The sequence below is a fragment of the Streptomyces sp. NPDC002092 genome, from assembly GCF_053593775.1.
Genome location: NZ_JBSFDG010000013.1, coordinates 82475 through 94965, shown reverse-complemented (window position 1 = coordinate 94965; position 12491 = coordinate 82475). Strand labels below are relative to the sequence as shown.

Sequence of the window (12491 nt, the reverse complement as noted above, 5' to 3'; positions counted from 1 at the left end):
CTTTGTCGGTCTGCTCTGGCTGAACCTGAGCACCGGTGTTCTGTCCCAGTGAGCCGTGCCCGGGTGACATTACGTGTGGCATGTCGCATACCACGTCAGTCGGCTCGCAGCACATCGAGTGCGGTGAGTGCCACGTGGAGCTCGGTGCGCTGGTCGCCCGATTCGAGGTCACGGTCGAGGAGACGCTCGATGGTGCGCAGGCGTTGGTACATGGTCTCGCGGGAGAGGCCGCTTTGGCGGGCGGCAGTCGTCTTGTTGCCAGCTGCGTCTAGGTAGTGGCGCAGGGTCCTCAGTAGATCGGTGCCGTGTTGAGTGTCGTGGTCGATGAGGCGCCGGAGCTGCCGTTCGGTGTAGTCCTGGATCCGGGCATCCTCACGGAGGGCGTACAGCAGGCGGCGCAGGCCGATGTCGGACAGCTCGTGGAAGGAGCGGTCCGGGGGGAGGGGCTGGTGGGGTGGGGTGGCCTCGGCGACGCGGGCGGCCTCGCGGAAGGACCGGGCGCTGTCGGTGAGGTCCGCGACCTCGGAGCCGACACTCACCACTGCTCCCGGGATCAGATCCAGTACCGTGCCGGACAGGCGGTTGACGACGGGACGCCAGGTCTGGGACGTGCGCAGGGCCAGCAGAATGCCGAAGCGGTCGGGGGCCAGTTGGCCGACGAGGGCCCGCACGCCTGCCGTCCTGAGCTCCTGCAGCAGACGGGACTCGGTCTCGGCTTTCCCCTTCCCGGCGCGCAGGTCCACCAAGACAGCGATGAAGTGGCTTCGATCCGTCGGCAGGCCCAGTGCGGAGCAGCGGGCGCGGGCGTCCTCCGCGGAGCGGTGGCGCTGTTCCACGAGGTCGAGCAGGGCGTTCCGGTGCGCCGTGCGTTCCCATGGAGTGGGGTGGATGAGGCGAGCGACGGTCAGTGCCATCGCGGTCCTCTCCAGCAGAGTGATGTCCTCCGGTCCGAACGCCGGTCCTTCGGTGCGCGGTGGGAGCATGGCCACGCGACCCCAGCGCTCGCCCTGGTACTCGATGGACGCCGTGAGCCAGCTCTCCGGGCCGCGTATCGCTGTGTTGTCGCCGGGCCCGGTCGCCCTGGAGCGCTCTTCCCAGTCGGTGAGTGCCTCCTCGACAGTCAGCCCGGACGGTTCGCAGATCAGGGCCTGGTGCACCAGGTTCTCCAGTACGACCGTGCGGCCGCTCATCTCCGCCGCCGCCCGCACCACGTCCTCCGGCCCGGCACCGCGGAGGGTCAGGGTGGTGAACGCCTCGTGGATGCGCTGAGTGCGGCGCATCGCCTCGGCCTGGTTGCCGAGCAGGAGGGCGTGCACGACCTGGGTGACCTCGAGGAAGTTGACATCCTTGGCGAGGGTGACGAGGGGCAGGCCGCGGCGGCGGCAGGCGTCGATGAGCGTGTCCGGCGGGCGGTGGAAGCGGCGTACGAGTTCGATGACCAGGGCCGCCGCCCCGATGTCGGCGAGTTCGTCGACGTACCGGCGCACGCCGGCCGCGTCCTGTGGCAGGGGCATGCCGGTGGTGAGGACGAGTTCGCCGCCCTTGAGGAAGGACGCGGGGTCGGTGAGTTCTGTGATGTGTACCCACCGGACCGGCCGGTCCAGGTGCGGCACGCCGGTGACGACCTGGGGCCGTCCGGCAGCCAGGACGGGAAGCGCGAGGACGTCGGCCACTGTGAGCGGACGGGTGGGCCTTTGGCCGGCCGGGTGGTTGTCACTCACGGTCCCTCCAAGGGGTCCTGCGCGAACTCGGCCCGGAGCCCGGGGGAATGCCCGGACACTGTGACAAGCGTCTCTGACCTGCGCAAGACCGGACCATGGGTGAGCGGTACCCAGTGTGCCACCGACGAGGCTGACACAACGTCCGGATGTCGCGTCCCGGCCGGACAGATCGAGTGTTGGCGTGGCCCTGCGCCGCCGAGATGCTCGGGGGGACTGCAGCAGAGCGAACACCGAGGCCGGGAGACGAACATGACCGCACTGTCGCCGCACCTTCGCCAGGCCACGCCCGTGGTGGCAGCCCGGGGCGAGGGCGTTCACCTGTACGACCAGGACGGCCGCCGCTATCTGGACTTCACTGCCGGCATCGGCGTCACCAGCACCGGGCACTGCCACCCCAAGGTCGTGGCGGCCGCCCAGGAGCAGGTGGGCACGCTGATCCACGGCCAGTACACGACGGTCCTGCACGAGCCGCTGCGGCGCCTGGTCGACAAGCTAGGCGAGGTGCTGCCGGCCGGTCTGGACAGCCTGTTCTTCACCAACTCCGGCAGCGAGGCGGTGGAAGCTGCGCTTCGGCTGGCCCGCCAGGCCACCGGCCGCCCCAACGTCATCGTCTGCCACGGCGGCTTCCACGGCCGTACGGTGGCCGCCGCCTCCATGACCACCTCCGGCACTCGCTTCCGCTCCGGGTTCTCTCCACTGATGAGCGGTGTGGTCGTCACCCCGTTCCCCACGGCCTACCGCTATGGCTGGGACGAGGACACCGCCACCCGCTTCGCCCTGCAGGAACTGGACTACACCCTCCAGACGATCTCCTCGCCCGCCGACACCGCCGCAATCATCGTCGAACCGGTGCTCGGCGAGGGAGGCTACGTCCCCGCGACTCGCGCCTTCATGGAGGGCCTGCGCGAGCGCGCGGACCGCCACGGCTTCCTCCTCATCCACGACGAGGTGCAGACCGGTGTCGGCCGCACCGGCCGCTTCTGGGGCCACGACCACTTCGGGGTCACCCCGGACATCGTCGTCACCGCCAAGGGCCTGGCCAGCGGCTTCCCACTGTCGGGCATCGCCGCCTCCGAGGAGCTGATGAGCAGGGCGTGGCCCGGCTCGCAGGGTGGCACGTACGGCGCCAACGCCGTCGCCTGCGCCGCGGCCTGCGCCACCCTGGACGTCGTACGCGACGAGAAGCTGGTCGAGAACGCCGAGGCCATGGGCAAGCGGCTGCGCCAGGGCTTGGAAGCGGTCGCCGACCGGACGCCGGGCATCGGCGACGTGCGCGGCCTCGGACTCATGCTGGCCACCGAGTTCGTCACCGAGGACGGCAGTCCCGACCCCGAGACCGCCGCCCGCGTGCAGCGCGCGGCGGTGGACCAGGGGCTGCTCCTGCTGCTGTGCGGCGCCTGGAACCAGGTCGTGCGCATGATCCCGGCACTGGTGATCGACGAGGCCGCCGTGGACGAGGGCCTGCAGGCGTGGGCCACCGCGGTCGAGGCCGGCACCTCGGGAGCGGCACGGCGATGACGGACACCGCCACGGCCCTGGAGCCGCTGGTCGCGCGGCTCGCCGAGAGCGCGCCCGGCCTGCGGGTGGAGACCGGCCCGGGTTCCATCGGCCTCTACGCCTACGACGCGTCCAACTACCGGGTCCCGCCGAGGGCCGTGGTCTTTCCCCGCAGCGCCGACGATGTCGTCGCGGTGCTGCGGGCCTGCCGCGACGCGCACGTCCCCGTCACCGCGCGGGGCGGCGGCACGAGCATGGCCGGCAACGCGGTCGGCCCTGGCGTCGTCCTGGACTTCTCCCGCTACATGAACCGGATCCTGGACATCGACCCGGTGGCGCGGACCGCGCGCGTCGAGGCCGGAGTGATCCTTGACGCGCTGCGGTCCGCGACCGCCCTGCACGGGCTCACCTTCGGCCCGGACCCGTCATCGCACAGCCGCTGCACCGTCGGTGGCATGATCGGCAACGACGCCTGCGGCAACCGGTCGGTGCGGCACGGACGCACCAGCATGCACATCGAGGCGCTGGAGATCGTGACGGCCGACAGCGTGCGCGCCGTCGCCGACCGCACCGGCCTGCGCGCCGTCGACCCGAACGACACGGAAGCCGTCCAGCGAGTCGCCCGCCTAGAAGCGGACGTACGCCGTCTGATCGAGGCCAACCTGGCGCCGATCCGCACCGAACTGGGCCGCATCCCGCGTCAGGTCTCCGGCTACCAGCTGCACCACTTGCTGCCCGAGCACGGCTTCGACATGGCTCGCGCGCTGGTGGGCACCGAGGGCTCCTGTGCGGTCGTCACCGCGGCGACGGTCCGCCTGGTGGCGACCGCACAGGCCTCCACGCTGCTCACCCTCGGGTACGACGACGTCGTCGATGCCGCCGAGGACGTCCCGGAGATCCTGTGCTGGAATCCCACCGCTGTGGAGGGTATGGACGAGGCGATCGTCGCCACCATGCGGGCCCGGCGTGGTCCGGACTCCGTCACCGGGCTGCCCGACGGGCGGGCCTGGCTGTACGTGGAGCTCGACGGCGAAGACCAGGGCGCGGTCGACGCCCGTGCGGGCGAACTGCTGGACGTGCTCAAAGCGCATGACCGGATGACCGGTGGTCGCGTCGTGCACAGCCCGGCCGAGCGGCGCTCGCTGTGGCGGGTCCGCGAGGACGGGGCCGGGCTCGCCGCCCGGCTCGTCGACGGCGGGGAGTCCTGGCCCGGCTGGGAGGATTCGGCCGTCGCGCCGGAGAATCTGGCCGCCTACCTGCGCGACTTCCGCAAGCTGCTGGCCGCGCACGGCTTGACCGGCGTGCTGTACGGGCACTTCGGCGCGGGTTGCGTGCACGTGCGCATCGACTTCGACCTCGCCACGGACACGGGCCGGACTGCCACCCGCCGCTTCCTCGCCGAAGCCGCCGCCCTCGTCGTCGAACACGGTGGAACCCTCTCGGGCGAACACGGCGACGGGCGGGCCCGCGGCGAGTTGCTGGAGGTCATGTACAGCCACCGGCTGATCCGGGCGTTCGCCGCCTTCAAGGAGATCTTCGACCCCGAGGGGCTGCTCAACCCGGGCGTCGTCGTGGCACCGGCCCGCCTCGACGCCGACCTCGCGCTGCACACGCCCTCGGACGTGGTGCCTGTCGAGACCCTCTTCTCCTTCCCGCACGACGACGAGGGCTTCGCGGGTGCGGTACGCCGCTGTGTCGGCGTCGGCCGCTGCCGCAGCGACGCGGGTGGCGTGATGTGTCCCAGCTACCGGGCCACGGGGGAGGAGAACGACTCGACCCGGGGCAGGGCCCGCCTCCTCCAGGAGATGGTGCGGGGCGGAACCGTCCAGGACGGCTGGCGCTCCACGGACGTACGGGACGCCCTCGACCTGTGCCTGTCCTGCAAGGCCTGCTCCAGAGACTGTCCCGTCGGCGTCGACATGGCCACGTACAAGGCGGAGTTCCTGCACCAGCACTACAAAGGCAGAGTCAGACCCCGTTCCCACTACTCCCTGGGCTGGCTGCCTCTCACATCGAGGCTCGTCGGATATGCGGCCCGCCCGGTGAACGCGCTGCTGCGCGGCCCCGCCGGCAAGCTGCTCGCGCGCCTCGGCGGCGTCACCACGAAGCGCCGGATCCCGGCCTTCGCCTCCCGGCACGCGCTGCGCCGTGCGCTGCGCACGGCGAGCACCGGCGAACCGGCGAAGACGCTTCTCTTCGTGGACAGCTTCACCCGCGCCTTCCGCCCTGAAGTGGCCGGGGCCGCAAGCCGCGTACTCGCCGACGCCGGCATTCCCTGCACGGCACAGGACGACCTCTGCTGCGGCCTGACCTGGGTCAGCACCGGACAGCTGTCCACCGCGCGCCGCATCATGGCCCGCACCGTAGCCCGCCTGGACAACGGCGACGAACGGCCCATCGTCGTGGCCGAACCCAGCTGCGCCGCGGCACTCAAGCGCGACGTGCCCGAACTCCTCGGCACCGACGCCGCCCGGCGCGTCGCGGTCCGGGTCCACACCCTCACCGGGGCCCTGACCGACCTCGCCGCACCCGGCTGGGCGCCACCGGAGCTGCCGGACAACGTCGTGCTGCAGACCCACTGCCACGAGTACGCCACCTTCAAGAGCCGCCACCCCCGCGACCTGCTCGGCCGCCTCGGCGTACGGAACGTAGACGAGGCCGAGGGTTGCTGCGGACTCGCCGGGAACTTCGGCTTCGAGGCGCAGCACTACGACACCTCGATGGCCGTCGCCGACCTGGCCCTGAAGCCACGCCTCGACGACCTCACTCAGCACACGCCGACGGTCGTCGTGGCCGACGGCTTCAGCTGCGCCACCCAGATCGACCACCTCGCCGGTCACCGAGGCATCCGCGCCCTGCACCTCGCGGAACTGCTCGACCCCGCCGCCGATCGACCCGGACAACCAGGAGAGAACTCATGACCGACACGCCCACGCAGTTGTTCATCGGCGGAGCCTGGGTGGACGCCGCGGACGGTGCCACCATGCCCGTCGACGACCCTGCCACCGGCGAGGTCCTCTGCCACGTGGCCGACGCCGGCCCGAAGGATGCCAAGCTGGCCGAGGAAGCTGCCGTGCAGGCGCAGGAGGAGTGGGCCCGTACGGCACCCCGCGTGCGCAGTGAGATCCTGCGCCGTGCCTACGAGATCATCGTCGAGCGCACCGACGAGCTCGCCCACCTGATGACGTCCGAGATGGGCAAGCCGTTGGCCGAGGCCAGGGGAGAGGTGGCGTACGCGGCGGAGTTCTTCCGCTGGTTCTCCGAGGAGGCGGTCCGTATCGACGGCGGCTGCGGAACTCTGCCGGACGGCCGCAACCGCATGCTGCTCTCCCGCCGTCCCGTCGGCCCGTGCCTGCTGATCACCCCGTGGAACTTCCCGCTGGCCATGGGCACCCGCAAGATCGGTCCGGCCGTCGCGGCCGGCTGCACGATGGTGCTCAAGCCGGCCCCGCAGACCCCTCTGTCCAGCCTGGCCCTCGCCGCGATCCTCAAGGAGGCCGGGCTGCCGGACGGCGTGCTGAACGTCGTCACCACCTCCCGTGCGGGGGAGGTGTGCGAACCGATGCTTCGTGGCGGGCGGATTCGCAAGCTGTCCTTCACCGGCTCCACGGCCGTCGGGCAGCTGCTCCTCGCCCAGAGTGCGCAGGCGGTCGTACGGACCTCGATGGAGCTGGGCGGGAACGCGCCGTTCGTCGTCTTCGAGGACGCCGACCTGGACAAGGCCGTGGACGGGGCGATGGTCGCCAAGATGCGCAACATGGGCGAGGCGTGCACGGCCGCGAACCGCTTCTTCGTACACCGTTCGGTGGCCGAGGAGTTCGGGCGTCGTCTTGCCGAGCGGATGGGCGCGCTGGTCGTCGGCCCCGGCACCCGGGACGGCGTCGACGTCGGCCCGCTCATCGACAGGACGGGACGCGCCAAGGTGGAGGAGCTCGTCGCCGACGCGGTCGAGCGCGGGGCGCGGCTGCTGGTGGGTGGCCGTACGCCGGAGGGCCCCGGCTGCTTCTACCCGCCGACCGTGCTGGCCGACGTCGATCCCGGCAGCCGCCTGATGGGCACGGAGATCTTCGGCCCGGTCGCCGCGATCCTCACCTTCGACGACGAGGACGAGGTGGTCCGCCGGGCCAACGACACCCCCTGGGGCCTGGTCGGCTACGTCTTCACCGAGGGCCTTGACCGTGCTCTGCGGGTGAGTGAGCGGCTGGAGGTGGGCATGGTCGGGCTGAACACGGGCCTCGTGTCCAACCCGGCTGCCCCCTTCGGCGGCGTCAAGCAGTCCGGGCTGGGCCGTGAGGGTGGCCGGGTGGGGATCGACGAGTTCCTGGAGTACCAGTACCTCGCGGTGCCCGTGAGCTGACGGCGGTCATGCCCTGACCGTGCCGCAGCACGCACCGCGACGGCCCTCTCCCGTGCCCGGTTTCCACGCCGCCGGGCACGGGGGGACGGCCGTCAGTCTCTCGAGCCCAAGGAAAGGAAGAACATGTCGTTCCTGAAGACCATCGACACCCATCCCTCCTTCGCGCCGCAGGCGTCCGGCCCGCTCCCGGAGCGTCTGGTCTCCGGCGACCCCGCGTTTTTGACCTGGCCCCAGGACATCGCCCGCGGGGAGATGATCCATACGGGAGTCTGGGAGGCGACCCCGGGCGCGACACGCTCGGTCAAGGGTGCGACGTTCGAGTTCTGCCACATCCTCGCCGGCGTCGTCGAACTCACCCCGGAAGGCGGCGAGCCGGTGGTCTACAAGGCGGGCGACAGCTTCGTCATGAAGCCGGGCTTCGTCGGCGTGTGGAAGACCATCGAAACCGTGCGCAAGATCTACGTGATCGTGAAGTGATGCCGACGCCCGAGGCCCGAGTCGCCGGGACCGTCGTCAGGCCAGGTGTCGGGCGGTGATCTCCGCCGCCGTCTCGGCGACCAGCCGGCCCAGCTCGGGCAGCCGGCCGGGCTCGAAGCGGGATTCGGGCAGGGATACGGCCACGGCGGCCAGCGGGGTGCCGTGCTCGTCGAGCACGGGTGCCGCGATCGCGCAGATGCCCTGCAGGTACTGGTTGTGGTTGACGGCGTAGCCACGCTCTCTCACAAGGCAGAGCTCGGAGCGCAGTTGCCCCGGGTCGGTGATGGTCTCCTCGCCGTAGCCCTCCAGCGTCCCCGCGGTGACCTCTGCGACCTCGGACTTGCCCAGATGGGCCAGGACGGCGTTCCCGGCGGCGGTGGCGTGCAGGGGTGAGGTGTCGCCGATGGTGTGGAAGGTGCGTACGGCGTGGTCGCAGTCGACGCGGTCGACGACGACCATGCACTGCAGGGCGTCCGGCACGGACAGGTGGATGGTTTCGTTCACCGCGTCCCGAAGGCGAACCATGGGTTCGCGGGCCGCGGCGAACAGGCTGGAGCCCTGGAGGGCGGCGGGGCGTACGGCCAGGACGCGGACGCCGATCTCCCAGCGGGTGGTGTCCTTGCGGTTCGCGCGCAGCCAACCCGCCTCGTTGAGGGTGACCAGGGTGCGCTGCAGGGTGGACTTCGGCAGTCCGAAGATCTTCGTCAACTCCCCGACGGTAACGGGCTGATGGCGGGCGACCGCCTCCAGAACCCGCAGCGACCTGGTGACGCTCTTCATCTCCATTCGATGCCCCTCAGACCTGTGGACGCCTGGTTCTCATGTCTCGGCTCCAGTACGGAGTCACGGCCATGAGTCGTGCCGGATATCAGCATAGCGTGCCATTATGTGGCACGCACTGGGTTTGGCCGATCAGTTGACCGGATGTGAGTACGTCGGGAGTCCCGATTCCCCGCGGCGATGGACAGCGGCAAGGTCGTGACCAGATCTGCCGTGCCGCGTGGTGCGGCTGCCCTGCGCCCGGCCTTCCCCGACCGGGCGCAGGGCGGTTGCTGCCCGGACACAAGGCTGAGGGCCGGTCCCCGCGCGCTGACGCGTGCGAGGCCGGTCCTCGGTCGACGGCGTGTGGGTCGTCGTCTGTCCCTTCAGGTGCCCAGCCGGCGCCGTGAAATCTCCGCGGCCGTGTCGGCGACGAGGTGGCCCCACTTGGGTGCGCTTGCGTCGTCGTAGCGCGCCTCGGGCATGGAGACGGCCACCGCCGCCAGCGGGGTGCCGTCCTCGTCGAGCACGGCGGCGGCGACGGCGCAGACGCCCGGCCGGAACTGGTTGCGGTTGATCGCGTAGCCGTCGGTGCGGATCCGGTCCAGCTCGGCGCGCAGCTCGTCGGGCTCGGTGGGGGTCGCGTCGCTGAACCGCTCCAGCCCGGCGGCGATGAGGTCGTCGACGTCCCGCCTCGGAAGGTGGGCGAGGATGGCGCGCCCCACGGCGGTGGCGTGCAGGGGTGAGGTGTCGCCGATGGTGTGGAAGGTGCGTACGGCGTGGTCGCAGTCGACGCGGTCGACGACGACCATGCAGTGCAGGGCGTCCGGCACGGAGAGGTGGATGGTCTCGTTCAGTGCGTCCCGGAGCCGGATCATGGGTTCGCGTGCGGCGGCGAACAGGCTGGAGCCCTGGAGTGCGGCGGGTCGTACGGCCAGGACGCGGGTGCCGATCTCCCAGCGGGTGGTGTCCTTGCGGTTGGCGCGCAGCCAGCCGGCCTCGGCCAGGGTGACCAGGGTGCGCTGGACGGTGGACTTCGGCAGCCCGAAGAGCTTCGTCAACTCCCCTACGGTCACGGGCTGATGCTGGGCAACCGCCTCCAGGACGCGCAGCGACCTGGTGACGCTCTTCATTTCCATCCGGTTTCCCCCTGTTAATCCTCGAAATTTCTGCTGGACACCCTCTTGACTCCCCTCCGAAGCCACTGTCATTCTCTGTGCCAGATTCTAGCACAGCATTCCACATAGTGGCACAGCCTTCGGAGAGATCCCCCGGAAGTGGGCCGGACTGCGAGACACGGCGGTTGCGAGCCGCAGGTCCACAAGGAGGATCTGGCTCCCGCCCAAACCATCTCGAATCGAACAGCCTCACGTCGAAGGCCCAGCATGCGCCTCGGCGATACGAAAGGAAAGTTCTGTGTCAGCTGCCAGGAAGCGCGTCGCGGTGGTCGGCGTCGGAACGATGGGCAGCCAGGCCGCCTGGCGGCTGGCGGCCCGCGGCGCCGAGGTCGTCGGCTACGACCGCTTCGCCCCCGGCCACGACCGCAGCGCCGCCGGCGGCGAGACCCGCATCTTCCGCAGCGCCCACTTCGAGGACTCCCGGTACGTTCCGCTGCTCAAGCACGCCGACTCCCTCTGGGAGGAGCTCCAGCAGGAGACCGGCCGCGAGCTGCGGCGCCTGACCGGATGCCTGCTCATGGGGCCGACCGACCACCAGCAGATGGCCACCGTCCTTCAGTCGATCGCCGACCACGACCTCGACCACGAGGTGCTGGACGCCGAGACGCTCGCCAAGCGATTCCCGCAGTACCGCATCGAGGACGGCGACGCTGCCGTACTCGACCGCCGCGCCGGCTTCATCCGCCCCGAACTGACGATCCAGACCGCTGCCCGCCGCGCCGAGCAGCTGGGTGCCGTCATCCACCGCTACACCACGGTCCGCGAGATCGTCCCCGTCGCGGGCGGCGTGGAGATCCGCACCGACGCCGGCAGCGAGCGCTTCGACACCGCCGTCGTCACCCCCGGCCCCTGGGTCAACGACCTGCTTCCCGACCTGCCGTGGGAGGTGGAAGTCCGCCGCCTCGTCAGCGCCTGGTACGTGCCCACCGCCCCCGACGCCTGGTTCGGCGAGGAGCGCCCGGCGTTCATCCGCACGGCACCCACCCACTGCTACGGCCTGCCCTCCCCGGACGGCATCTCGGTCAAGCTCGGACTCTCCCGCGCGCTGCACCGGCTCGCCGACGACCCCAACCAACTGGACCGCACCGTGCGTCCGGACGAACTGGAGGTCTTCTCCGAGCTGATCAGGCGTTACCTGCCCGACCTGCACCCGGACCCCACCCGCCTCTCCGTCTACATGGAGGGCTACACCGAGAGCAGCCGCCCGCTGGTCGGTCCGCTGCTCGGGGCCGACAACGTCATCCTGCTCGCCGGCTTCTCCGGTCACGGCTTCAAGCTTTCGCCCGCCTTCGGCGACATCGCCGCGGACCTCGCGCTGGACGGCGCCTCGCCCCAGCCCATCGACTTCCTCTCCACCGTGGGCCGTACGGAGGCATGACCATGCAGGACGCCACCCTCTCCGTCGGCTTCTTCCCGCCGTGGGCGGTATTGCCGTGGGCCTCGCTCGCCCTTCAGGCCCATGCCTCCCAGCCGATCGACTTCATCACCGCCAACGGCCGCACCCCGGCCTGAGCCCGAACGAGGAAAGCCATGACCCTGACCATCGGCCCGCTGCGCGCCGAGCCCGGCCAGAAGACCCGCGGGAGCCTGCCCGCCGACCTCGGCACCACGACGGTGGACGTTCCCCTGATCCTCGTCAACGGCGCCCGCCCCGGCCCCAGGGTCGTGATCACCGGTGGCGTCCACGGCGGCGAGTTCATCCCCGTCGACGCCACCACCCGCCTGGCCGGGCTGCTGGAACCGGACGAGGTCGCCGGCCAGCTGGTGATCTGCCCCGTGGCCAACCCCCCGGCCGTCTACGGAGGCCGGCTCAACATCTCCCCGCTGGACGGCGTGAACATCAACCGCGTCTTTCCCGGCGACAAGGACGGCGGTCCCACCGACCGGATGGCAGCCTGGCTGTTCGAGCATCTGATCGACGGCGCCGACGCCTACATCGACCTGCACAGCGGCGGCATCGACCAGCACCTGCTCGACTTCGTCGGCTACCGCCTGACGTCCGACGACGAACTGACCGCCAAGAACAAGGCGATGGCCCACGCGGTCGGATACGAGCGGGTCATCTTCGGCACCACCCCGGAGGGCGGCAACAGCCACGCCGCGGCGAACCGGCAGGGCATCCCCGCCATCCTCGTCGAGACCGGAAAGCTCGGCGACCGCAACCCCGCCACCGTGCACAGACTTCTCGACGCCCTGTACCGGCTCCTGCACCACCTCGGGCTCCTCGAGGCGCCGCAGCACTTGGCGTCGGTGACCGCGCAGCCACGCGACTGGATGTGGACGGGCGAGGTCGAGTCCGAGGTCGCAGGCCTCTGGTACCCGGACGCGGTCACCGGCGACGAGGTGACCGAGGGACAGACCATCGGCCGCATCATCGACCCGGTCGACGGAGCCGAGCACAAGATCGCCGCCGTCTCCAGCGGAACGATCATCTACCACATGAACGGGCTGTCCGTCCGCCCCGGCACGCACCTCGCCGCCATCGCCGCCCCGCACGACTGA

10 protein-coding genes are annotated in these 12491 nt (G+C 70.8%); 7 read left to right on the top strand and 3 right to left on the bottom strand.

Going from position 1 to position 12491, the window contains the following annotated elements:
- Positions 1-95 precede the first annotated feature (95 nt).
- On the bottom strand, positions 96-1721 hold the full coding sequence (locus tag ACWCRD_RS28610; protein ID WP_450968644.1) for a PucR family transcriptional regulator: 1626 nt from the start codon (positions 1719-1721) through the stop codon (positions 96-98).
- Between the two features lie 249 nt (positions 1722-1970).
- On the opposite strand from ACWCRD_RS28610, the gene ACWCRD_RS28605 reads away from it, so the two are divergent.
- From ACWCRD_RS28605 to ACWCRD_RS28590, 4 genes are all read left to right on the top strand, one after another.
- Positions 1971-3239 (top strand): aspartate aminotransferase family protein, encoded by a 1269-nt coding sequence (locus ACWCRD_RS28605; protein WP_450968643.1) that lies wholly within the window; start codon positions 1971-1973, stop codon positions 3237-3239.
- Positions 3236-6139, top strand: coding sequence for an FAD-binding and (Fe-S)-binding domain-containing protein (locus tag ACWCRD_RS28600; protein ID WP_450968642.1), 2904 nt, complete (start codon positions 3236-3238; stop codon positions 6137-6139). The genes ACWCRD_RS28605 and ACWCRD_RS28600 overlap by 4 nt, the downstream gene beginning before the upstream one ends.
- A complete protein-coding gene (locus ACWCRD_RS28595; protein WP_450968641.1) occupies positions 6136-7575 on the top strand; it encodes an NAD-dependent succinate-semialdehyde dehydrogenase in 1440 nt (479 codons plus the stop codon). The genes ACWCRD_RS28600 and ACWCRD_RS28595 overlap by 4 nt, the downstream gene beginning before the upstream one ends.
- 123 nt (positions 7576-7698) lie before the next feature.
- Positions 7699-8052: a cupin domain-containing protein gene (locus tag ACWCRD_RS28590; protein ID WP_450968640.1), complete on the top strand. Its 354-nt coding sequence runs from the start codon at positions 7699-7701 to the stop codon at positions 8050-8052.
- Between the two features lie 36 nt (positions 8053-8088).
- Here the strand turns inward: ACWCRD_RS28590 and ACWCRD_RS28585 are convergent, their stop codons facing one another.
- Both ACWCRD_RS28585 and ACWCRD_RS28580 read right to left on the bottom strand, forming a co-directional pair.
- Positions 8089-8832, bottom strand: coding sequence for an IclR family transcriptional regulator (locus ACWCRD_RS28585; RefSeq protein WP_450968819.1), 744 nt, complete (start codon positions 8830-8832; stop codon positions 8089-8091).
- Positions 8833-9197: 365 nt separating this feature from the next.
- Positions 9198-9944: an IclR family transcriptional regulator gene (locus ACWCRD_RS28580; protein WP_450968818.1), complete on the bottom strand. Its 747-nt coding sequence runs from the start codon at positions 9942-9944 to the stop codon at positions 9198-9200.
- A gap of 283 nt (positions 9945-10227) precedes the next feature.
- Here ACWCRD_RS28580 and solA point away from each other — a divergent pair, with 283 nt between their 5' ends.
- The 3 genes from solA to ACWCRD_RS28565 are packed head-to-tail and all read left to right on the top strand — an operon-like array spanning position 10228 to position 12491.
- Positions 10228-11367 (top strand): N-methyl-L-tryptophan oxidase, encoded by a 1140-nt coding sequence (gene solA, locus ACWCRD_RS28575; protein ID WP_450968639.1) that lies wholly within the window; start codon positions 10228-10230, stop codon positions 11365-11367.
- On the top strand, positions 11364-11501 hold the full coding sequence (locus ACWCRD_RS28570) for a hypothetical protein (protein ID WP_450968638.1): 138 nt from the start codon (positions 11364-11366) through the stop codon (positions 11499-11501). The genes solA and ACWCRD_RS28570 overlap by 4 nt, the downstream gene beginning before the upstream one ends.
- Before the next feature lie 18 nt (positions 11502-11519).
- A complete protein-coding gene (locus tag ACWCRD_RS28565) occupies positions 11520-12491 on the top strand; it encodes a succinylglutamate desuccinylase/aspartoacylase family protein (RefSeq protein ID WP_450968637.1) in 972 nt (323 codons plus the stop codon).

What these genes read in the sequence shown, in the direction of transcription:
- ACWCRD_RS28605 (WP_450968643.1), top strand. Translation starts at nt 1,971, where the DNA reads ATGACCGCACTGTCGCCGCACCTTCGCCAGGCCACGCCCGTGGTGGCA.
- ACWCRD_RS28600 (WP_450968642.1), top strand. Translation starts at nt 3,236, where the DNA reads ATGACGGACACCGCCACGGCCCTGGAGCCGCTGGTCGCGCGGCTCGCC.
- ACWCRD_RS28595 (WP_450968641.1), top strand. Translation starts at nt 6,136, where the DNA reads ATGACCGACACGCCCACGCAGTTGTTCATCGGCGGAGCCTGGGTGGAC.
- ACWCRD_RS28590 (WP_450968640.1), top strand. Translation starts at nt 7,699, where the DNA reads ATGTCGTTCCTGAAGACCATCGACACCCATCCCTCCTTCGCGCCGCAG.
- ACWCRD_RS28585 (WP_450968819.1), bottom strand. Translation starts at nt 8,832, where the DNA reads ATGAAGAGCGTCACCAGGTCGCTGCGGGTTCTGGAGGCGGTCGCCCGC.
- ACWCRD_RS28580 (WP_450968818.1), bottom strand. Translation starts at nt 9,944, where the DNA reads ATGAAGAGCGTCACCAGGTCGCTGCGCGTCCTGGAGGCGGTTGCCCAG.
- ACWCRD_RS28570 (WP_450968638.1), top strand. Translation starts at nt 11,364, where the DNA reads ATGACCATGCAGGACGCCACCCTCTCCGTCGGCTTCTTCCCGCCGTGG.
- ACWCRD_RS28565 (WP_450968637.1), top strand. Translation starts at nt 11,520, where the DNA reads ATGACCCTGACCATCGGCCCGCTGCGCGCCGAGCCCGGCCAGAAGACC.